Genomic DNA, 21110 nt, shown 5'->3' on the forward strand with positions numbered 1-21110 from the left:
AATGGATTATCGCAAGATCATCAAAGAGATCGGGCGAGGTAAAAATCACGCCCGCGATCTGGATCTGGATACCGCGCGCGGTTTGTATACCCGAATACTGAATGGCGACGTCCCCGACCTGGAAATGGGCAGCATATTGATGGCGCTGCGTATTAAAGGCGAAGGCGGAGCCGAAATGCTGGGCTTTTATGAAGCCATGCAGAATCATACCATCAAACTGACACCGCCTGCGGATAAGCCGCTGCCGATTGTTATTCCCAGCTATAACGGCGCGCGTAAACAGGCGAATTTAACGCCGCTGCTGGCCATCCTGCTGCATAAGTTGGGCTTTCCAGTCGTAGTGCACGGCGTCAGTGAAGATCCGACCCGCGTACTGACGGAAACTCTATTTGAGCTGATGGGGATTGTACCCACCCTACACGGCGGACAAGCGCAGGCCAAACTGGACGGACACCAGCCGGTGTTTATCCCGGTGAGCGCGCTCTGTCCGCCACTGGAAAAACAGTTGGCGATGCGCTGGCGGATGGGCGTGCGCAACAGCGCGCATTCACTGGCTAAACTGGCGACGCCGTTTGCTGAGGATGCCGCGCTGCGTTTATCAAGCGTTTCTCATCCTGAATATGTACCGCGTGTGGCGACCTTTTTTAGCCGCATTGGCGGGCGGGCTTTGCTGATGCATGGCACCGAAGGTGAAGTCTATGCCAACCCGCAACGCTGTCCGCAAATCAGCCTGATTGATAGCCGCGGCGTGCAGGTACTACATGAGCGTCAGAGCGACACGCACGACGAGCCGTTTTCACTGCCTGCGAATAAAGATCCTGAAATCACCGCGCGCTGGATTGAGCGCTGCGTTGCCGGACGCGAGCCGGTGCCGCAATCATTAAAAACGCAAATGGCCTGTTGTCTGGTTGCGACGGGAGAGGCGGCGACGTTAAAAGACGGGCTTGCGCGAGTCGAACAGACTTTTAGCGAATAAAAAAACCCGTCCAGTGGCGGACGGGCAAATAAGGGTAACAAACAGGGTTAATGAGGGTTGGAGCAGTGGGTCTGTTGGCAAGCAGACGAGGGTAATACCCGTCAGAATCCAAACAACAGCGATGTTACAGCCTGAAATCTGGCGGGCAGGTAAATCATTTATAAATCACCGCAGTACCGCTCATTTTGTCATTACCCACGGCGGAGGTGATGTTATAAGCGCTTGCGCCAGCAGCAGCGGCTTTTTCGGCCAGTTTAGCCTCCAGGCCATCCAGCGTGGTGGCGCCGTCGGCAGAAACTACGCCGATTTTATGCAGGTTTTGCGTCTGAGACGCGCTAACCGATTCTGCGGCAAAAGCGCCAAAAGAAAGGGTGGAAAGCGCGATGGCTGCAACAGCATATTTAATGGTTTTCATGGTTCATCTCTCGCAGGTTATTCTGTTTATGGGACGTTGTTTCGTCGATGTGATGAGTATCACGGTTTTTTGCGAAAGATAAAATCGAATAGAATTGACGGCCTTGCTCAAAATTTTTGAATGACAAATAACCTATTGATTATTAATTAATTCAACGGTGGAATTTACCGTTCTTGTCATCTGGCTTTACAGAGCCGAGGTTAACGGCACATTCTGCGACGCAGAACGCTAAAAAGCATGAGCGTAAAGGAATGGATAATACTGGCGGTTTAGGTAAAGAAAGGTTAGCGTAACTGGCTGTCTTTTGAACCTCTGCGATTATATCCTGAAAATGTTGCATTATGTAAATCTTTCTCCTGCTGGTAGGATAGACATAACCGAACGCCCGGTACGGCTTTACGCCGCGCTTCAGGGATAGGGTCGCCGCAAGATTCGCATTCATCGAGACTTTCGCCGTGCGGAAGTTCGCCGCGAGCGCGGGCAACGGCATCTTCAATGGTATTGTTGATTTGTTCATTCACTGCGTCGTCATTTGCCCAGCCGGATGCCATCACGCTCTCCTGATTGTAGGGTGCCTGAGGTTAAGTGTAGCGCCGTCAGGCGAAAAAATCGCATCGCGCGACCTTTTCAGACCATGAGCAGAGCCAATGATATTCAGGTATCCGATAAATCGAGCGAGGCAGGGAATTCGCGGTGGTATATTTACCCCGTGGCGTTATACGGGTATCTTACGCCGCTGCTAAAAGGAGAATGCCATGTCCGCCCAGAAACCGGGGTTACACCCGCGCAACCGCCATCAACACCGTTATGATCTCGCCGCACTGTGTCAGACCACGCCGGAATTGACCTCCTTTCTTACCCGCACGCCCGCAGGTGAACAGAGCGTTGATTTTGCTAATCCGCAAGCGGTAAAAGCGCTCAATAAGGCATTGCTGGCGCATTTTTATGCCGTCACACACTGGGACATTCCGCAAGGGTTTTTATGTCCGCCGGTGCCTGGTCGTGCGGATTATATTCACCATCTGGCGGATCTGCTTGGTGAAACGACAGGGAGTATTCCGGCGCAGGCAACCATTCTGGACGTGGGCGTGGGCGCTAACTGTATTTATCCGCTTATTGGCGTACATGAATATGGCTGGCGATTTACCGGTAGTGAAGTCAGCGACGCGGCGATGTCCAGCGCGCAGGCTATCATTCAGGCAAATGCGGGGTTAAGCCGCGCGATTCGTCTGCGTCGGCAAAAAGATCCGGCGGCCATTTTTACCGGTATCATTCATAAAAATGAATCTTTTGACGCAACGCTTTGTAACCCGCCTTTTCACGACTCCGCCGCCGCAGCCCGCGCGGGCAGCGAGCGTAAGCGCCGCAATTTGGGGCAGAATAAAGATGATGCGCTGAACTTTGGCGGTCAACAGCAGGAGCTATGGTGTGAAGGCGGCGAAGTCGCTTTTATTAAAAAAATGATTGCTGAAAGCCAAGCCTTCCGCCGTCAGGTGTTGTGGTTTACGACGTTGGTGTCGCGTGGCGAGAATTTACCGCCGCTTTACCGGGCGTTGACGGAGGCTGGCGCGGTGAAAGTGGTGAAAAAAGAGATGGCCCAGGGGCAAAAGCAAAGCCGCTTTATTGCCTGGACCTTTATGGATGACGACCAGCGTCGCCGTTTTATCACCCGTAAACGCTAAATCGTCGGTTCGCGCGGCGGCAGAGAATCAGGCGACGGGCCGCCAGCGGGGGCGGGCAGAACCTGATACGTTTGTACCGGCGCGCGAACATTGGCCAGATCAAAATGCTTTTTCACCTGGCTATCAAGGGCAAAACGCACCGTCCACTGCTTGAGCGGTAGGGTGGTGAACGATACGCGTAAAGTAAACGCCGTGTTCGTTAAACCGACAATACCGGCGAATGTGGGTTCACCGATAATCAGCCCGCGAATATCCTCCGTCTGCATCAGCGCCGTTACCGCGTCTTTCAGCGCCTGATTCGCTTTATCCGCATCCTCATGGCGATCCACGTCATAGTTGGCGACAACAGAGCCGATACCCCGCACAAAGTTGGCGAAAGTGGTGATCGAGGACCACGGGATAATATGGTATGCCCCGGTATCCTGCCGCACGCCGACGGAACGAATCGACATTCTTTCGACCGTCCCCGTCAGTGGGCCTATGGTGACTAAGTCGCCGGTATTCATCCCGTTTTCAAACTGGATAAAGACGCCGGTAATAATATCTTTCACCAGGGTTTGCGAACCGAAAGAGATCGCCAGACCTAACGCCCCCGCGCCAGCCAGCAATGGCGCGATATTGACGCCGATTTCCGATAACACGATCATGATGGTTATGGTGCTGATAATCACCGCCAGCGCATTGCGAAACAGCGTCAGCAGCGTGCGCGTGCGGGCGCTGGGCAGCGGGCGACCGTGAATATCGGAGGCCAGGCGATTCTCAATCAGACTGGCGAGAATCGTCCATCCCACGGCAGAGAAGAATAAGATTAACGCGATACGGATGAGGATATCGACCATCTTTTCCCCCGCGCCATAATGTAGCCAGTGCCAGAAATCGAATAGCCCCCAGGCGTTGAGCAACAGCATGACGGCGACGCAGACGGTCAGAAAGCGTGCGACTTTTAGCGCCGAGGAGAGCCAGCCGTTAAGCCGCTTTTGTAATTCCGGGTAATTGCGTTGCGTATGGGGCGACAGGGTGATGGTTTTCGCTATCCAGCGGGTAAACATACCGGAGATAAACGCCGCGATACCAATAATCGCCAGACTGCGGACGGTCGCGCCCATCATAAACTTCAGGCTATTGCCGGGATCGAATAACGAGAAGAAAAACAGCACGATAAAGTAAGCGCTGGCCAGCCAGTGCCACACCAGCGCGAAGGCGCGGATAAACAGACTAAAAAAGGCTAACGATCGTTCCGCCAGACTTAACAAATGCTGCGTAATCTCAGCTTTGTTTTTAAAGATCAGGTACAGCGCCCAGATAGTGATGCAGAGCATGATCGCCACATTAGCCATCGCGCCAACCTGAACATTCACCTGGTTGGAAATAATCGGAACGGCAACAATTAGCCCATAGCCAATCAAACTGCTAAGCGAACTCATACGGCGATTCCAGTAACGCGCTGTCGCGTCCTGAATCGTGAATGGACGTAATTCCGGTACATTAGGGCAAAAAATAAGCCGCAGAATCGCTTTAAAGAACTCTATCAGTGCGAAGGCATTCAGGAACAGGCTTTGCTGAAAAGCGATAGTTCGACTTCCGGCATGGAAATTATCACTGAGCATCTGACCGATAAATAATGTGAGCGCCAGTAGCAGGAGGTCGATAATAAACGCGCCGACGATCATCGCCGGGAGCTGTAGCCAGTTGCTGCGTTCACGGTTTTTCTTGCGCGCCCACAGACCCATTTTTCGATATAACGGCAGGGCGCAAAGCCGTATCACGCTATAAAAACCAAATACTGCGACTGCCAGAAATAAAAAGTGGGTTAACGCATTAGTGAAGGTCTGCGGGTTAAACGGCTTGTGCGGTGCATCGGTGATGTTACGATAAAGCTGGGCGAAACGGGTGGCGAAAGCGTCGCCGTACTGGCGGGTGATGGTGGTGACGTTCTCCAGTACCGTTTTCTCATCTTTGGCCGCAGGCGGCGCAAGCGCTGGCGCCGGTTCGGTCGGCGGCGTGGTTGAGGCTTCGCGTAGTTGCGCTATCAATTCGTTACGTGAAGACTCGTTTTCCAGTACGTCAGCCAGGGCCGCATAGGCCGCTTTTTTTTGTTCAGGGCTGGGCTCTGGTGTTGTTTGCTGGCTGGTTGATGTCCCTGTGGTCACGCCGGGTATGGCGACCGCATGGGCAGGCGCGCCCAGTAGACAAAACAGGATGAACAGGGTCCACCGCATGACTCCTCCAGTGAGAAAAGAGACGCAAAACACTAAGTATAGATGGCACAGGGGAGGGAAAATGAAATGGGACTATTCCATGATGCCCTGCCTGCCACAGGGCAGGAAGGGCGATATCTCAGGAGACGTGCTGTAAAAATTCCTGTAAACGTGGGCTTGGCGGGTTTTCGATCAACGCCTGCGGACTGCCATCTTCGGCAATACGGCCTTTATCGATGAAAATCAGCCGTGAGGCGACTTTTTCGGCAAAGCCGATTTCGTGAGTGACAATGACCATGGTCATGCCTTCTTCCGCCAGATCCTGCATTACTTTCAGCACTTCATGGCGCAGTTCAGGGTCCAGAGCGGAGGTTGGCTCGTCAAATAGCATCATTTTTGGCTTCACTGCCAGCGCTCGGGCAATGGCGACGCGCTGTTGTTGACCGCCGGAAAGCTCGGAGGGATAGTGGTGCGCCCGTTCCGCCAGTCCAACTTTCGCTAACAGTGCTTTCGCCTGTTTTTCCGCTTCTTCTTTCTTCGCGCCACGCACGCGCAAAGGGCCGAACATAACGTTTTCGAGCGCAGTCAGATGCGGGAACAGATAAAACTGTTGAAACACCATGCCGGCTTCCTGGCGAATCAGCCGTTCGTCTACTTTAGGATCGTTGACTTTCAGACCATCGACAATCAGATCGCCGGAGGTGATCTCTTCCAGTTTGTTGATACAGCGTAATAACGTGGATTTACCCGAACCGGAAGGGCCGATGATCACAACCACTTCGCCCTGACGGATGTTTAAATCAATGTTATGTAGCACCTGGGTGGGGCCAAAGTGCTTGGAGACGTTTTTAAATTCAATCACAGGATTTTCATCCTTCTTTCAAGACGACGCAAAATAAAGCTCAGCACCAGCGTAATGATCAAATAGAAGACGGCCACGGCGCTCCAGATTTCCAGGGCGCGAAAGTTACCGGCAATAATTTCCTGGCCCTGACGGGTCAGCTCGGCTACGCCGATAACAATAAACAACGAGGTGTCTTTGATGCTAATGATCCACTGGTTGCCCAGCGGCGGCAGCATACGGCGCAGAGCAAGCGGTAAAATAACATGGCGGATGGTTTCCCGACGAGAAAGGCCCAGCGCCAGGCCCGCTTCGCGAAAACCTTTGTGAATGGATAGTACTGCGCCGCGAGTAATTTCCGCGATATAAGCGCCGGAATTAATCATAATTGTCACGACCGCTGCGCTGAATGGATCAATACGCAAATCATTAAATGCCATCGGCAGGGCAAAGTAGATAAACATCACCTGGACAACGATGGGCGTCCCGCGAATAATTTCAATGAAAACCAGGGCGATGTGGTTGGCGAACCAGCCGCCAAACGTACGGGCAAAACCTGCCGCCAGTCCAATAACCAGGCCGCCAGCCAGACCGAGGACCGAGATCCACAGGGTCATTTTAGCGCCCTCAAGCAAAAGCGGAATGGCGGGCCAGATGGCGCTCCAGTCAAACTGCATATGTTGTTCCTGTTACCGTGGTGTAAATAGTCAAATGCTCTATCCGACGCGATATGGCGTGAAAGTGTCTTACCCGTCACGGAAAAGAGCCGTAGGCCCGGTGAGCGTCCTCACTACCGGGCCACAAGCCAACATCAGGCCGTTTTATTTAGGTTCTGTACCGAACCATTTTTTGTAGATTTCGTTATAGGTGCCATTCTCACGCAGCGTTTTCAGCGCACCGTTGACCTTCTCGCGCAGTTCATCGCTACCTTTCGGGAAGGCAATTCCGTATTGCTGTGCTTCCAGCGATTCGCCTACCGGCTTGAACTGTCCGTTGCCTGCGGTTTTGATAAAGTACAGGATGTTCGGCGTATCATGCAGAACGGCGTCTGCGCGGTTGGTGCCTAATTCCATATACGCGTTATCAATGTTCGGGAACTGACGCAGGTCTTTGGTTTTGATATTTGCTTTCGCGTAATCCACCGACCCGGTCCCGCTCTTCACGGCAACGACTTTGCCATCCAGGTCTTTAACGCTTTTAATGTCGTTATTGTTGGCTTTAACCATCACGAGCAGACCGCTTTTGTAATAGCCATCGGAAAAGTCGATCGCTTTTTTACGTTCGTCTGTAATCGTAATACCCGCCAGCGCCAGATCGATATTTTTGGTTTGTAACGCCGGAATAATGCCGCTGAAATCCATCGGTTTCAGGGTGTAGTCCAGCTTCAGTTCTTTCGCGATAGCGGCCCACAGATCAACATCAAAGCCAACGTATTTGTCGCCCTGTTTAAATTCAAACGGCACGAACGCCGTATCGGTTGCCACAACGAGTTTTTTATCCGCGGCATGAGAGGACACCGCAAAAGCCAGGGTAAGTGCAGCCAGTGAAACTTTTAATAGAGACTTCATAGCATTTCCTTTTCTATCCATAGGGCGATCCCCTGCGAGAACATTTAGCGTAATGAAAAAATCATGCCAATTCTGTAACCCATTGTTTTAACAGAAGCATGAATCATTCCTGTGCACAATAAGTCGGGCAAAACCAGTATATCGCACCGTTTTGGGGCACTGATTTAGTGCATGAATAACAGCGTAGAAACACAGGGTCTATTTAGCGTAAAAATTGTTGTTAAAACAATCTTTAGTTAACGATTGTGTGAGGTAATTATTACAAATAATTTACTTTTGCTGGAGGGGAGTACAAGAAGTGTGCACTATTTAAGTGCAAAACCCCTGTGCCTGGCAGGGGTATAGGGATTACTTATCTACCCGTATACATCAAGTTGCAGGTGCGTTCGCCCCAGTCATTGACGGAAGTCAAGCTCCCGGGGATTCGCTGCGTTTGTACCTTCCTGCAACTCGAATTATTCAGGGTAGAGATAGGTTTATTCGATGTTGGATTCGATAAACCACAGGAATTTATCGAGGTCGCGTGATGCGGCGGTAAAGATATCGGCAGTGTCTTCATCTTTGGCTTCACCGATAGCTTTGCGAACATCATTAGCTACAACGGCGTAACGATCGGCCAGTTCTTTTAAGTGATCCTGCACATTATGAATGTCGAGCGGATAGCTTTTCAGCGGGGTTTTGCTGTTGATAACTTGCGTAGTGCCTAACGCCACGCCGCCAAGCTGTACAGCGCGCTCGGCCATAGTATCCAGATGATCGGTCAGCGCAGTACGGAAGCCATCCAGCATCTCATGTACGGCAATAAAGTTAGCACCGCGCATGTTCCAGTGGGCCTGTTTTGTGATCAGCGACAGGTCAATGAACTGGATCACCTGACGATTAAGCAACTCAACCGTCGCTTTTTTATCGCTCTCTGATACATCGTTACGGGTATAAAGCAGATTAGACGCTTTTGTTTTTACCAGTTTAGCGGTACTCATAATCTCATATCCTCTTGATGTTTGTGTCCCAGGTAATTAACGAAAGTAAGTATAGCACCGGTTTTTCACTTTGCTTTTCTGAATTTACCTATCACTTTAATAGTACAGACAAGGTTTAATATTTATTCTAATTTTAAATCAATGGGTTATGTTAAGGTGTTGTTTGGTGGGTAATAATTCTCATTTTAATGTAAAAATGAGAAAAAATATGACAAAAAATGACGAAGTAATAGAGCGATAATAAACGGTGAATAATGAGGTGATATTCTGCATGATTATGCATATCATGCAGAATAAGAAACTATTTTACTTCAATCTGTTTAATTTGCGGTTCGCGTCGAATCGTTAGGGTAGACCCCATAGAGGCGGCAATGATGGCACACAGGGCCATCATTTGTACGCCCGTAAGCGTTTCGCCCAGAAAAATCATTCCGGAAACGGCGGCAAGCGCGGGTTCCATGCTCATCAGCGTACCGAAAGTGCGGGTTGGCAGCCGCGTCAGTGCAATCATTTCCAGTGAATAAGGTAGCGCCGTAGAAAGTACAGCTACCGCTAACCCTAAGGGAAGAATCGACCAGTGCCATAGCGCGTCGCCAGCCTGAACTGCGCCAATCGGCACGAAAATGAGGGCTGCAATCAGCGAGCCTACCGCTACCGTGGCCGGACCATGTTCCGCGCCTGCTCGCTGGCCGGTAAGAATATAGACAGCCCAGCACGCGCCAGCGCCGAGCGCTAACGCCGCCCCGGTAAGATCAACGTGAGACACATCTTGTCCTAATGGCAGCAGAAACCACAGTCCAAGCACCGCCAGTACGACCCAAATAAAATCTACCGGCCGCCGGGATGAAAACAGCGCGACCGCCAGAGGACCGGTGAACTCCAGCGCGACTGCAATACCTAACGGCACCGTCTGAATCGACAGATAGAATAGATAGTTCATCCCCCCCAGCGACAGACCATAAAACAGTAAAGGCAGCCGCTGTTCTTTGGCAAAACGCAAGCGCCAGGGTTTGAAAAAGGCGATAAGGATAAGCGTTCCCAGCGCCAGACGAAGCGCCGTTACGCCCGGCGCGCCGACAAGAGGAAATAACGATTTTGCCAGTGAAGCGCCACTCTGAATAGAAGACATGGCAATGAGCAAAACCAAAATGGGCAACCAGACTGGTAATTTACGTGTCGACCCCGGCATCCTTTCTCCTGTCAAAAAATGTCAGTACGAGTAAAAGTGGCAGTGTAATGGAAATTCCCCGGGGTAGTTCAGGATTCGTTGAAAAAAATTTCCAGGATTCCATAAAATGAACTTTAATTGATGGATAAATAGACTGATAGTTTAGGAATAATCTGGATGAATGTATCGCGCCGCACGCGCATTATTGGTGCAATCAACCGGAAAAGTGATGTTAATTGAACAAGATAGCGCGGTATGGAAACGTTCTGTTACATGAAAGGCGCTCTTAGACACCGTGAATCGCAAAGAGTTTCCCATTAATTTTTGATATATTTAAAACTTAGGACTTACTTGAAGCACATTTGAGGTGGTTATGAAAAAAATTGCATGTCTTTCAGCACTGGCCGCTGTTCTGGCTTTTTCCGCAGGTACTGCAGTAGCTGCTACTTCTACCGTTACCGGTGGTTACGCTCAGAGCGATGCGCAGGGCGTAGCGAACAAAATGAACGGTTTTAACCTGAAGTATCGTTACGAGCAGGATAACAACCCGCTGGGCGTAATCGGTTCCTTCACCTACACCGAAAAAGATCGTACTAACGGTGCGGGCGATTACAACAAAGGTCAGTACTACGGCATCACTGCCGGCCCGGCTTATCGTCTGAACGATTGGGCGAGCATCTACGGTGTGGTCGGTGTGGGTTACGGTAAATTCCAGACTACCGACTACCCAACCTACAAACATGACACCAGCGATTATGGCTTCTCCTATGGCGCTGGTCTGCAATTCAACCCGATGGAAAATGTTGCGCTGGATTTCTCTTACGAGCAGAGCCGTATTCGTAGCGTTGACGTTGGCACCTGGATTGCTGGCGTGGGTTACCGCTTCTAATCATTTCGGTGAAAATGAAAAATCCGCCTTTCGGGGCGGATTTTTTTTGCCTGAAACATACATTATTTTAGTGAAAATATATCGGTGCCCAGATGGTTATAGTCCACTTTCTGTAATTTGAAATTGGTGATATAAACGGGCCCGGCTTTTTGTTCCGAAATAAACCGATAGCGATTTTTGATCTCTTTAGCGCTAATTCCCGTCCATTGCGAAAAAAAAGTCAGGAAATCGTTCGCGGAACGGCGAGCTTTAATGATCCTGTGCGCTTTACTGTCGCTGGATAACACCATAAACGGCACCTGGAAGTTTTGCTGGAATTTGTCGTCATGCGCCAGGTACTGTACCGCTTTGCCGCGTTCTTTAAACGCCAGCCCGTGATCGGAGAAATAGACGAGCGAAAAACTGTCGCCGCTATGACGAAGCTGAGTATAGAGCTGACGGAGCAAATCGTCGGTTTGCGTCATTGTGTATAAATAACAAGACGTCTCTTTCGACTGGACAAACGTCGCGTATTTTCCCTGAGTACGGTCGCAGGCCTGGGGATGTGACCCCATTAAATGCAACACAATCAACTGCGGTTGCGTGCGTTCTGTTGCCAATACCTGCGCCGTCATGGTTAACAGCGCGTCGTCGCGAGTATTTTTATCCGCTTCAAAATCGCCGTTTTTCAGGAAATGCGCTTCATCGGCGCGTTTGGCAATACTGGCGATGGCCGTGTCGTATTCGCCGATTTGCCCCTGATTGGAAAACCACCATGTCTGAAAACCGGCGCGGTTAGCCAGCGTGACGAAGTTATCCTGATACTGCGGTTTGTTATCCACCACGCGATTAAGCGTTAAACCGAGCGATTTTTGCGTTGAGCCGCTGGCGGCGATGTAATCCATAAAGAAGTCGCCATTCACATGGCTGGAGAAGGGGGTATTATCCCAGTGGCCGCCGAAAGCGCCCATCGCATCCCGTCGCGCGCTTTCACCAATCACCACGACATAGATGTGATATCTGGGTTTCACCGCAGTAACGGTCCAGCTATCTTTTATGTTGGATAACTGCGCCATACGGTGCTGCTCTTCAATGACTTCGTTGTTATTGACGATGACGTCTTTGGCGAAGCGAAAAACCGGATAGCCGGTATCAATAACCTTAAAAACGCCGCCCCAGGCCAGATTTTGTACCGGCGCGACGAAAAATGCCGCGACGCTAATCAGCAGGCACAGGCTATCAAGGCTATTCCAGCGCGGCCTGACCTCTTCTTTTTGGCGGCGAAGCGCAATAATACCCAGCGCGAAAATAAAAAGCCCGGTCAGGTAGCTATACCACGGGAAGATGGTCAGGATTTCGCTTGACTCTTCCATATTGGTGGAGTGCAGCGCCAGCAGAGTATTAAAGTTCGGCGCGCCGTAAGCCTGGCCAAAGGGAAAATAGAAAGCGGCTACCAGCGAACAGATGCCGAGCAGTGCTTTTTGTCCGCGGGGCAGGTAGCGCCAGAGCAGCAGCAACAGGCAGGTAAACGCCGCAGTATAAAGCAAGCTAAAGGGGTAGCCGAGCGCGAGGTTAATCAGCAGCGACTGTAAAAAGTAGAGACCCGCCCACGGGCTTACAGCCCGACGACGGGCCAGAAGTGAATCGATAAGGGTTGAATTCATATGCCACTATTGCAAAAACGCCATGTGCTAACCCTGGCGCGAAGGGTCATTACCTGCCTGATTATGCGTAAAAAATGTATTGGGTTCGCAACGGCGAGTCGCAAAATATTCAGGGCTGCCAGAAGATAGAGCGTGTGGGTAAGAAGGTCAACCGCCGGAAAGAAAATGTTTTGCGAAGAGAATAACAAAACCACAAAAAAACAGGGGAAATGAGCGCCATTTCCGTTGAGGATGCAAAATAAGGCGGCGTACCGCGACGCCGCCTTATTTCGTGGAAGAGTTATCCTGCTCCGGTTTGCCGTTGATCATATCGCACAACATAGAGAGCAGCATTAACCGGACTTTAAAGGGAGAGTGACTGAACACGCGTATACACCTCTTAAATTCGTTCATATAAACCTCCTGATGTTTCTATCCCATCGATCCGTGAGGGATGTCTGCATTACATACAGATATAGCACAGGCTATGTTTTATAGCTATTGCTAAAACGTTAATTTTTTGTGCCCGGACAACTCTGGTTTACAATGAGCGCTCTGTCAGTTGACGCGTTAACGCGTCACAGAAACGAGGAAGCAAAATGAGTCGTCGCGCAGGTACGCCAACAACAAAAAAAGTGACGCAATTGGTGAACGTAGAAGAACACGTTGAAGGATTTCGTCAGGTCAGAGAGGCGCATCGCCGTGAGTTGATAGATGACTACGTTGAGCTGATTTCCGATTTAATTATTGAGGTAGGGGAAGCGCGTCAGGTGGATATGGCGGCGCGGCTCGGCGTGTCCCAGCCGACCGTGGCCAAAATGCTTAAGCGCCTGGCATCGTTAGGATTTATTCAAATGATCCCCTGGCGCGGCGTTTTTCTGACGCCGGAAGGGGAGAAACTGGCGCAGGAAAGCCGCGAGCGGCATCAAATCGTCGAAAATTTTTTGCTGGTGTTAGGCGTAAGTCCGGAAATTGCGCGTCGTGATGCGGAAGGGATGGAACATCATGTCAGCCAGGAAACATTGGATGCCTTTTTGGCCTTCACGCAACAGCATGGAACGCCTGTAGAATGAATCTGGCTTTTTTACGGGCGCTGCGGCGAGACCGTTTTTTTCAGTTGTTGATCATTGTGGGTATTGCGTTAAGCCTGTTTGTTCCTTTTGCGCCTCGTGCCTGGCCTGACGCGATTGACTGGCACACCATTATTACCCTCAGTGGTTTGATGCTGCTCACCAAAGGCGTTGAGTTAAGCGGCTATTTTGATGTGCTGGGGCGCAAGATGACGCGCCGATTTCATACCGAGCGGCAACTGGCGATGTTCCTGGTGCTGGCTGCGGCGGCACTGTCGACCTTTCTGACAAACGATGTTGCGTTGTTTATCGTTGTGCCGCTGACGATAACGTTGAAAAAACTGTGCGCGATTCCGGTCAACCGATTGATTATTTTTGAAGCGTTGGCGGTGAACGCCGGTTCGCTGCTGACGCCTGTCGGTAATCCGCAAAATATTCTGTTGTGGGGACGCTCCGGCTTAACCTTTGCTGAATTTAGCGGGCAAATGGCACCGCTTGCCGTCATGATGATGCTGACGTTACTGCTCTTGTGCTGGTTTTGTTTTCCGGGTAGGGCGTTACAGTACCATACCGGTACGCGTTCGCCGCAGTGGCAGCCCCGTCTGGTGTGGAGTTGCCTGGGATTATATATCGTTTTTCTTACCGCGCTGGAGTTCAGGCAAGAGTTATGGGGACTGGTGTTGGTCGCGGTCGGGTTTATTGCGCTGGCGCGCAGGGTGATAGTCAGCGTGGACTGGACGCTGCTGCTGGTATTTATGGCGATGTTTATTGATGTCCATCTGCTGACGCAACTGCCTGCGTTGCAGGGCGTTTTCAACCAGGTTGGCGCATTGTCTCACCTGGGACTTTGGCTAACCGCTATCGGCCTGTCGCAGGTTATCAGTAATGTGCCCAGTACCATTCTCCTGCTGAACTATGTACCGGCCTCGACGCTGCTGGCGTGGGCGGTGAATATCGGCGGTTTTGGTCTGCTGCCGGGGTCGCTGGCGAATCTTATTGCTTTACGAATGGCGAACGATCGCCGAATCTGGTGGCGATTTCATCTTTATTCGCTGCCGATGCTGGCATGGGCGGCGTTGGTGGGATATGGATTATTGCAACTGATGTCGTAAGAGAAGCCCGAGAGTGTCTATCGGGCTTCGTAGGCAGAGCCTGTCAGTTCAGACGAACCGGCATCCCGGAACGATCCTGAACCGCCTGTTGTACGATGGTCTGATCAACGTCAGGCTCGTTGGTGACGGCCAGGATACTCTTATTAAGCGTGATCGGCACCGCTTCCTTACCTTCAAACTGCGCTTCCGTCGTTGACAGCGGGTTATGCACCTCAATGTAACGGCTGCCGTCCGGCTCGGTGGTGGCTTTTACCGGTTCATCAATAAACTGCACGCGGGTGCCGACCGGCACATTTTCAAACAGGAACTTGATATCGTCGTTGCGCAGACGCACGCAGCCGTGGCTCACGCGAAGCCCGATGCCGAAGTTGGCGTTGGTGCCGTGAATAGCATACAGGCGACCAATGTACAGCGCGTACAGGCCCATCGGGTTATCCGGGCCCGCAGGCACTACGGCAGGCAGCGGCTCGCCGGCAGCGGCGTATTCAGCGTGCATTTTCGCCGTAGGCGTCCAGGTCGGACCGGCTTTTTTACGTTCAACTTTGGTCGTCCAGTTGATAGGCGTGTCTTTACCTAACTGACCGATCCCAATCGGCAGGACGATAACGGTGTTCGTGCCTTTAGGGTAGTAATAGAGGCGCATTTCCGCGCTATTGATGATAATGCCTTCGTGGACGGTATCCGGCAGGATCAGTTGTTGCGGAATATTCAGCACAGTACCGCCCTTCGGCAGGAAGGTATCCACGCCAGGGTTGGCTTCCAGCATGTTGGACAGCCCCATCTGATACTCCGCGGCGAAATACTCCAGCGGTTGGGTATTGCCCTCCGGAACGGTGATGACCTGATTTTGCCCAATTAAACGACTGCCATCGGTAGGCAGCGGGTAAGTGACTGCTGAGGCTGTTTTACAAAAACCAACTACAGCGAAAGCCGCCGCGAAAAGCGTTGTTAATTTCATATTCATGTTATGCGAGATTCTGTGCCAAGCAGGCTAGTGGGTTGAGAATTCTGTCATGTTGGGAGCGCATTATAGGTGCATTCCAGTAAACAGGGAATTCAGATGTGTACGAAATCACGTTTTTTTCCCCTTACGGTTCAGTGTAGCCCTTTGTCACAGGGCGCGATCTTATTTCAGACTTGTGGCATAATAAGCGGTTTGTCACATCTTTTTTCAGGATAAGCCTGTGTTAGTTTCCAGCAACGTTACCATGCAGTTCGGCAGTAAGCCGCTGTTCGAAAACATTTCCGTCAAATTTGGCGGCGGCAACCGTTACGGCCTGATCGGCGCCAACGGTAGCGGAAAGTCCACTTTTATGAAAATCCTCGGCGGCGACCTGGAGCCGACGCTGGGCAATGTTTCCCTCGATCCGAATGAGCGCATCGGTAAGCTGCGTCAGGACCAGTTCGCTTTTGAAGCGTTCACCGTACTTGATACTGTCATTATGGGACATGGCGAACTGTGGGAAGTCAAACAGGAGCGCGACCGTATCTACGCCTTGCCGGAAATGAGCGAAGAAGACGGTTATAAAGTCGCCGATCTGGAAGTAAAATACGGCGAGATGGACGGTTATTCCGCTGAGGCGCGCGCGGGCGAACTGCTGCTGGGGGTGGGCATCCCGCTGGAGCAGCATTACGGTCTGATGAGTGAAGTCGCGCCAGGCTGGAAATTGCGTGTGCTGCTGGCGCAGGCGTTATTCTCTAATCCGGACATCCTGTTGCTCGACGAACCGACCAACAACCTGGATATTGATACTATCCGTTGGCTGGAGCAGGTGCTGAACGAGCGCGACAGCACGATGATCATCATTTCGCACGACCGTCACTTCCTGAACATGGTCTGTACGCATATGGCGGATCTGGATTACGGTGATTTGCGCGTCTATCCGGGTAACTATGATGAGTATATGACGGCGGCGACCCAGGCGCGTGAACGTCTGTTGGCCGATAATGCGAAGAAAAAAGCGCAAATTGCCGAGCTGCAATCTTTCGTCAGCCGTTTTAGCGCCAACGCTTCTAAATCGCGTCAGGCAACGTCGCGCGCGCGGCAGATCGATAAAATCAAGTTGGAAGAGGTGAAAGCCTCCAGCCGTCAGAACCCGTTCATCCGTTTTGAGCAGGATAAAAAACTGTTCCGTAACGCTCTGGAAGTGGAAGCGCTAACGAAAGGTTTTGATAACGGTCCGCTGTTTAAAAATGTCAATTTGCTGCTCGAAGTCGGTGAGAAGCTGGCGGTACTCGGCACCAATGGCGTGGGTAAATCTACGCTGCTGAAGACGCTGGTTGGCGATCTGGACGCCGATCACGGCACCGTTAAATGGTCGGAAAACGCGCGTATTGGTTACTACGCGCAGGACCACGAATATGAATTCGAAAATGACCTGACGGTGTTTGAATGGATGAGTCAGTGGAAGCAGGAAGGCGACGACGAGCAGGCAGTGCGCAGTATTCTGGGCCGCCTGCTATTTAGCCAGGATGACATCAAAAAGCCTGCGAAAGTACTCTCCGGTGGCGAGAAGGGCCGTATGCTGTTCGGTAAATTGATGATGCAAAAGCCGAATATCCTGATCATGGACGAACCGACTAACCACCTGGACATGGAGTCGATCGAGTCGCTGAATATGGCGCTGGAGCTGTATCAGGGCACGCTGATCTTTGTTTCACACGACCGTGAGTTCGTCAGCTCGCTGGCGACCCGCGTCATTGAAATTACGCCGGAGCGCGTGGTGGACTTTAGCGGCAACTACGACGATTATTTGCGTAGTAAAGGGATTGAAAGCTAAAAACTGACGCCCGGTAGCGCTACGCTTACCGGACCTACGTATCCTGACGCGTAGGTCCGGTAAAACGACAATATTTACTACCGTGCCCACTCACTCCTGTCTTCATTATTTACCCGCAGCTTGCGTTTTTCTCCTGGCGGTAATGATACCTGCAGTGTTTGCCACGCCGGGCGATAATCGCCGCGCGCGTTTATCGTCAGATCAATCGTCGTGGCGGTACAGACCATCTCCCATTCCAGCCACAGCGCGTGACCTTCCTTATACCCCCATGACTCGCCGTCATCCTCAAACAGTAGTCCTGACGATACGTCTGCGCCTTTCACCGGGAACAGTTTTAGCTCACGCGAGGTATCTTTAGCCGCGTTCGCGTAGGAGATGCGATCGCTCAGCGGCAGTCCCGCGCCTGCGCGTACCAGCAGCGGCAGTTTTTCCAGCGGCGCGTCGACGATAATCCACTGACCGCCGCTGAACCACGCGCCAGTGTAGAAATCATACCAACCCGTTTTGTTGTCCGGCAGCCAGAGGCGGCGCTGACGTTCGCCCGGTATGACGACACTTGCGACCAGAATATCGCGTCCCAGCAGGAAGTCGTCGCACTCCTCAAAAGTCTGCGCGTCGTGCTCGTGGTCGAGGAAAGTAGGGCGCAGCATCGGCTCATCGTCGGCATGCGCCAGCCATAACAGAGTGTAGAAGTAGGGCAACAGACGGTAGCGTAGCTCAATGGCGCTGCGAATCGCTGGTGTGACGCCCGGATACATCCACGGTTCGTTGACCGTATGGTCGTCGTTCCACGAATGGATAGTAAAGCGTGGGTGCATCACGCCGTTCTGTACCCAGCGCACAAATAGCTCCGGGTCTGGTTTATCGCCGGAGAAACCGCCGACGTCGTGGCCCAGGTTATACAGCCCGGAGAGGCTCATCCCCAGCCCCATGCGAATGTTGTAGCGCAGGGTATCCCAACTGGTGCGGTTATCGCCGCTCCATGTTTGTACGTAGCGCTGCATCCCGGCGCAGCCTGAACGGGAGATCAGATACGGGCGTTTTGTCGGCGCAAAGCGTTGCTGCGCTTCCATCGACGCGCGGATCATCAACAGCGGCATCACCGGGCGAATATGTTTAATGGCTATCTCATTGCCAAAGCCGTGGCAGCGCGCTTCGCCGTCCCACACTTCAAATTCGTTGTTATCGTTCCAGGTGGCGTCGATGCCCATCTCCAGCAATTGCGTGGTAATGCCATTCTGCCACCAGGCGACAGTTTGCGGGTTAGTAAAGTCGAGATTGGAGCCTTCATCATCCCAGAAACTGGAGCGTTCCGGCGTATCGTTTTCGGAGTCGCGGATAAATAACCCTTGTTCCGCCACTTCGTGATAGCGCGGGTGATCCTGCAACAGGCACGGTTTGATGTTGGCCGCCAGATGTAGTCCCGCGTCGTGGAATGCCTGACTCATCACCTTCGGCTGCGGCACCTTGTCGTAGTTCCAGTTGAACACGTAGCGCTTGCCGTTAATCGAGGTATAACCTGAAGAGAGTTGGAAGGAATCACACGGAATGGCATGTTCGTCGCACAGGCGAATAAATTTCATCAACTGGTTTTGCGCATCCGACGCATCGGTGTAATGCATAGTCGAACCGCTGTAGCCCAGGCTCCACTTCGGCCCGAACAGCGTTTTCCCGGTCAGGCGAACAAAGGCTTTGGTGACGTCAAGCACACGCTCGCCGGTAAACAGGTAGTAGTCGATATCGCCCGCTTCCGCCTGCCAGCGACGGTAGGCGGTGTGGTAGTTATCAATTTCATTGCCCAGATCCAGCCAGCAGCTACTGAGGTTGTCATAAAACAGCCCGAAGCTAACGTCATCGCGGCGGGTAATGGTAAACGGAATATGTTTATACAGCGGATCGGTGCTGACTGCGTTGTAACCCATCGCGTCAAGATTGCGCATTTCATAGCGTTTTCCGGTACGCTGTAGATCGCCTGCTTTATCGCCCAAACCATAAAAACGCTCGTCCTTACGGCGGTGTTGATAGTGGGCCACGCCGTCGCCGTGGGCGTTCAGCAGATAGGCGCCGGTTGGGCGGTCGTTAACCAATGGCTGCCACTTGCCTTCGTTATTGCGGTACTGCCATTCAATCCACAGCGGCTGGTGGACGGTAGCGCGCAGCGATTCGGTAGCGACAATCAGCGTACCGTCTTGCTGGCGTAGTGTCCAGGCGGGCAGGGTAAAGCCGCTGAGGTCTTCTCGCTTGCGGCCTTTCCACGGTACATCCTGCGCAGGAGCGATACTCCAGGTGCGGTCCAGCGCCAGTTCGCCTTTGCGTTTTATCAGCACACGAAACAGATTCTCCTCCAGCACGTAAAGACACAGCGTATGCTGGCCGTCGACCAGTAGTTCAACGTGGTGGGATAACTGTTTTTGCAATACCCAGTTCTTCAGCGTTTTCATATTTACATTCACTCTCAGGCGCGTTTTGCGCGACGTTCAGCAATAAAAGTGACCAGGAAGAAGGCGCCAATCAGGTCGAAGAAGCCCATGGCGATAAACAGCGGGTTGAAGCCAATTTTGTCGGCTGTCACCCCGATAATCAGGGAAAACAGAAAGCTCGCGATCCATGCGGCAGAACCGCGCATACCGTTAACGGTCGCCATTTGTCCCTTATCGAACGACTCCACGACCAGCGCGCTTAACATGCAGGAGATGATCTGATGGCCGAAGCCGCCGATGGAAATCAGGATGATGGTGATATAGGGACTTTTGGTGAAGGTGACGATCGCCAGTGAAATCATCAGAAATGCGCCGGTAACGGAGCTCGCGACGACCGAGTTGATGCGGGTAAAACCGAAAATACGGGTATAGAGCCTGGTCAGATAACCACTGGCAACGCTACCGAGATCGGCGGCGAGGAATGGCAGCCAGGCGAACATGGCGATTTGCTTAAGATCCATACCCAGCTCTTTTGACAGATATAACGGCACCCAGAAGCTCAGTACTGCCCAGGCAGGTTCCGCCATAAAAGCCGGGATAGCGATCCCATAGAAACGTTTATCCCTGGCGACCGTTTTTAACGCAGTGAGGAACGGTAATTTTATCGCCGGAGCTTCATTATCCTGGTGAATATAGTCCAGTTCACTCTGGCTCAGGTTCGGGTGTTTATCCGGCGTGTTATAGAATATCCACCACAGTATGACCCACAACATCGCCAGCACGCCGGCAAACATAAACGCGCCCTGCCAGCCAAAAGATGCATGGGCAAAGTAAATGATGGGCGGCGCCAACATTGCGCCGATAGAGAAGCCGACGCCTGCCCAACCCGACGCGATAGGGCGTTCGGATTTCGGGAACCATTCGCCAATGGTTTTAGCATTGGCCGGGGTCGCAGCCGCCTCCGCGCCGCCCATAAAAAAACGCAGAATAGCAAGCTGTAACCAGCTACCAGCGCCAGCATGAAGTAAGCAGGCCAGCGCCCACAATCCGGCGCAGATCATAAAGCCCAGCTTGAGGCCAATCACGTCAATTAGCCAACCGCACAGCGGCTGGAACAAGGTATAGGCTAGCTGGAACGCACCGACAATCCACGAATACTGCTCGGTGGTGATCCCCAGACTGCTTTTCAGTTCCGGCGCCAGAATGCCCAGCGAATTGCGAGTGATGTAGTTAACGGTGACGCCAAGCAAAAAGAGGATCAGCATCCACCAACGCAGATTTTTTACTACGCGGCGGGGTTTGCTGGCGGCCATATTATTATTGATGCCCTGGCTCATAAGGGTCTCCACGTAATGGTATAGGGCGCGGCGGAACAGTTGTTGAGAAAAC

General features: G+C 52.0%; 19 protein-coding genes. 6 read left to right on the top strand and 13 right to left on the bottom strand.

The genetic code is table 11. The features are described 5' to 3' along the window. Position 1 precedes the first annotated feature (1 nt). Complete coding sequence (ybiB, locus tag AC3G3F_RS11800; protein WP_053529669.1) at positions 2 to 976, top strand: DNA-binding protein YbiB; 975 nt, start codon at positions 2 to 4, stop codon at positions 974 to 976. A gap of 154 nt (positions 977 to 1130) precedes the next feature. Here the strand turns inward: ybiB and ybiJ are convergent, their stop codons facing one another. Together ybiJ and AC3G3F_RS11810 are read right to left on the bottom strand one after the other, a co-directional pair. Then, positions 1131 to 1391: a DUF1471 family protein YbiJ gene (ybiJ, locus tag AC3G3F_RS11805; RefSeq protein ID WP_080222384.1), complete on the bottom strand. Its 261-nt coding sequence runs from the start codon at positions 1389 to 1391 to the stop codon at positions 1131 to 1133. 284 nt (positions 1392 to 1675) lie between these two features. Further along, entirely contained in the window at positions 1676 to 1942 is a 267-nt protein-coding gene (locus AC3G3F_RS11810) for a DksA/TraR family C4-type zinc finger protein (protein ID WP_488395036.1), read from the bottom strand. Between the two features lie 204 nt (positions 1943 to 2146). Here AC3G3F_RS11810 and rlmF point away from each other — a divergent pair, with 204 nt between their 5' ends. Then, entirely contained in the window at positions 2147 to 3073 is a 927-nt protein-coding gene (rlmF, locus tag AC3G3F_RS11815; RefSeq protein ID WP_023246502.1) for a 23S rRNA (adenine(1618)-N(6))-methyltransferase RlmF, read from the top strand. On the opposite strand, the gene ybiO is transcribed toward rlmF, so the two are convergent. From ybiO to rhtA, 6 genes are all read right to left on the bottom strand, one after another. Beyond that, positions 3070 to 5292, bottom strand: coding sequence for a mechanosensitive channel protein (gene ybiO, locus AC3G3F_RS11820; RefSeq protein ID WP_114048689.1), 2223 nt, complete (start codon positions 5290 to 5292; stop codon positions 3070 to 3072). The genes rlmF and ybiO overlap by 4 nt on opposite strands. A 118-nt stretch (positions 5293 to 5410) precedes the next feature. Next, positions 5411 to 6133: a glutamine ABC transporter ATP-binding protein GlnQ gene (gene glnQ, locus AC3G3F_RS11825; protein WP_023246504.1), complete on the bottom strand. Its 723-nt coding sequence runs from the start codon at positions 6131 to 6133 to the stop codon at positions 5411 to 5413. Next, positions 6130 to 6789 carry a glutamine ABC transporter permease GlnP gene (gene glnP, locus AC3G3F_RS11830; protein WP_001159076.1) on the bottom strand — a complete coding sequence of 220 codons (660 nt, stop codon included), beginning with the start codon at positions 6787 to 6789 and terminating at the stop codon, positions 6130 to 6132. Before glnP ends, glnQ begins: the two co-directional genes overlap by 4 nt. A gap of 144 nt (positions 6790 to 6933) precedes the next feature. Next, positions 6934 to 7680, bottom strand: a complete 747-nt coding sequence (gene glnH, locus AC3G3F_RS11835) for a glutamine ABC transporter substrate-binding protein GlnH (RefSeq protein ID WP_000838670.1) — start codon at positions 7678 to 7680, stop codon at positions 6934 to 6936. 476 nt (positions 7681 to 8156) lie between these two features. After that, positions 8157 to 8660: a DNA starvation/stationary phase protection protein Dps gene (gene dps, locus AC3G3F_RS11840; RefSeq protein WP_000100805.1), complete on the bottom strand. Its 504-nt coding sequence runs from the start codon at positions 8658 to 8660 to the stop codon at positions 8157 to 8159. A 301-nt stretch (positions 8661 to 8961) separates the two neighbouring features. Beyond that, positions 8962 to 9849, bottom strand: a complete 888-nt coding sequence (gene rhtA, locus AC3G3F_RS11845; RefSeq protein WP_023246505.1) for a threonine/homoserine exporter RhtA — start codon at positions 9847 to 9849, stop codon at positions 8962 to 8964. Positions 9850 to 10201: 352 nt separating this feature from the next. Here rhtA and ompX point away from each other — a divergent pair, with 352 nt between their 5' ends. Continuing rightward, complete coding sequence (gene ompX, locus AC3G3F_RS11850) at positions 10202 to 10717, top strand: outer membrane protein OmpX (RefSeq protein WP_023246506.1); 516 nt, start codon at positions 10202 to 10204, stop codon at positions 10715 to 10717. A gap of 62 nt (positions 10718 to 10779) precedes the next feature. On the opposite strand, the gene AC3G3F_RS11855 is transcribed toward ompX, so the two are convergent. After that, positions 10780 to 12360: a phosphoethanolamine transferase gene (locus AC3G3F_RS11855; protein ID WP_488395039.1), complete on the bottom strand. Its 1581-nt coding sequence runs from the start codon at positions 12358 to 12360 to the stop codon at positions 10780 to 10782. A gap of 264 nt (positions 12361 to 12624) precedes the next feature. After that, positions 12625 to 12753: a manganase accumulation protein MntS gene (mntS, locus tag AC3G3F_RS11860; RefSeq protein ID WP_023246508.1), complete on the bottom strand. Its 129-nt coding sequence runs from the start codon at positions 12751 to 12753 to the stop codon at positions 12625 to 12627. A 185-nt stretch (positions 12754 to 12938) separates the two neighbouring features. Between mntS and mntR the strand changes: the two genes are divergently transcribed. Next, positions 12939 to 13412, top strand: coding sequence for a manganese-binding transcriptional regulator MntR (mntR, locus tag AC3G3F_RS11865; protein WP_023246509.1), 474 nt, complete (start codon positions 12939 to 12941; stop codon positions 13410 to 13412). After that, entirely contained in the window at positions 13409 to 14521 is a 1113-nt protein-coding gene (locus AC3G3F_RS11870) for an anion transporter (protein WP_063390284.1), read from the top strand. The genes mntR and AC3G3F_RS11870 overlap by 4 nt, the downstream gene beginning before the upstream one ends. A gap of 43 nt (positions 14522 to 14564) precedes the next feature. On the opposite strand, the gene ldtB is transcribed toward AC3G3F_RS11870, so the two are convergent. Then, positions 14565 to 15485, bottom strand: coding sequence for a L,D-transpeptidase (gene ldtB / locus AC3G3F_RS11875; RefSeq protein ID WP_023246511.1), 921 nt, complete (start codon positions 15483 to 15485; stop codon positions 14565 to 14567). 220 nt (positions 15486 to 15705) lie between these two features. Here ldtB and AC3G3F_RS11880 point away from each other — a divergent pair, with 220 nt between their 5' ends. Next, complete coding sequence (locus tag AC3G3F_RS11880; protein ID WP_000961434.1) at positions 15706 to 17301, top strand: ABC-F family ATPase; 1596 nt, start codon at positions 15706 to 15708, stop codon at positions 17299 to 17301. 77 nt (positions 17302 to 17378) lie between these two features. Here the strand turns inward: AC3G3F_RS11880 and AC3G3F_RS11885 are convergent, their stop codons facing one another. Next, on the bottom strand, positions 17379 to 19742 hold the full coding sequence (locus AC3G3F_RS11885; protein ID WP_154714459.1) for a glycoside hydrolase family 31 protein: 2364 nt from the start codon (positions 19740 to 19742) through the stop codon (positions 17379 to 17381). A 14-nt stretch (positions 19743 to 19756) separates the two neighbouring features. Further along, positions 19757 to 21058: an MFS transporter gene (locus tag AC3G3F_RS11890; protein WP_023246513.1), complete on the bottom strand. Its 1302-nt coding sequence runs from the start codon at positions 21056 to 21058 to the stop codon at positions 19757 to 19759. Positions 21059 to 21110 lie beyond the last annotated feature (52 nt).

Source organism: Salmonella sp. FC25216 (assembly GCF_057751355.1).

What these genes read in the sequence shown, in the direction of transcription:
- rlmF (WP_023246502.1), top strand. Translation starts at nt 2,147, where the DNA reads ATGTCCGCCCAGAAACCGGGGTTACACCCGCGCAACCGCCATCAACAC.
- ldtB (WP_023246511.1), bottom strand. Translation starts at nt 15,485, where the DNA reads ATGAATATGAAATTAACAACGCTTTTCGCGGCGGCTTTCGCTGTAGTT.
- dps (WP_000100805.1), bottom strand. Translation starts at nt 8,660, where the DNA reads ATGAGTACCGCTAAACTGGTAAAAACAAAAGCGTCTAATCTGCTTTAT.
- AC3G3F_RS11885 (WP_154714459.1), bottom strand. Translation starts at nt 19,742, where the DNA reads ATGAAAACGCTGAAGAACTGGGTATTGCAAAAACAGTTATCCCACCAC.
- mntS (WP_023246508.1), bottom strand. Translation starts at nt 12,753, where the DNA reads ATGAACGAATTTAAGAGGTGTATACGCGTGTTCAGTCACTCTCCCTTT.
- AC3G3F_RS11870 (WP_063390284.1), top strand. Translation starts at nt 13,409, where the DNA reads ATGAATCTGGCTTTTTTACGGGCGCTGCGGCGAGACCGTTTTTTTCAG.
- rhtA (WP_023246505.1), bottom strand. Translation starts at nt 9,849, where the DNA reads ATGCCGGGGTCGACACGTAAATTACCAGTCTGGTTGCCCATTTTGGTT.
- AC3G3F_RS11810 (WP_488395036.1), bottom strand. Translation starts at nt 1,942, where the DNA reads ATGGCATCCGGCTGGGCAAATGACGACGCAGTGAATGAACAAATCAAC.
- glnP (WP_001159076.1), bottom strand. Translation starts at nt 6,789, where the DNA reads ATGCAGTTTGACTGGAGCGCCATCTGGCCCGCCATTCCGCTTTTGCTT.
- mntR (WP_023246509.1), top strand. Translation starts at nt 12,939, where the DNA reads ATGAGTCGTCGCGCAGGTACGCCAACAACAAAAAAAGTGACGCAATTG.
- ybiB (WP_053529669.1), top strand. Translation starts at nt 2, where the DNA reads ATGGATTATCGCAAGATCATCAAAGAGATCGGGCGAGGTAAAAATCAC.
- AC3G3F_RS11890 (WP_023246513.1), bottom strand. Translation starts at nt 21,058, where the DNA reads ATGAGCCAGGGCATCAATAATAATATGGCCGCCAGCAAACCCCGCCGC.
- ybiJ (WP_080222384.1), bottom strand. Translation starts at nt 1,391, where the DNA reads ATGAAAACCATTAAATATGCTGTTGCAGCCATCGCGCTTTCCACCCTT.
- ompX (WP_023246506.1), top strand. Translation starts at nt 10,202, where the DNA reads ATGAAAAAAATTGCATGTCTTTCAGCACTGGCCGCTGTTCTGGCTTTT.
- AC3G3F_RS11855 (WP_488395039.1), bottom strand. Translation starts at nt 12,360, where the DNA reads ATGAATTCAACCCTTATCGATTCACTTCTGGCCCGTCGTCGGGCTGTA.
- ybiO (WP_114048689.1), bottom strand. Translation starts at nt 5,292, where the DNA reads ATGCGGTGGACCCTGTTCATCCTGTTTTGTCTACTGGGCGCGCCTGCC.
- glnH (WP_000838670.1), bottom strand. Translation starts at nt 7,680, where the DNA reads ATGAAGTCTCTATTAAAAGTTTCACTGGCTGCACTTACCCTGGCTTTT.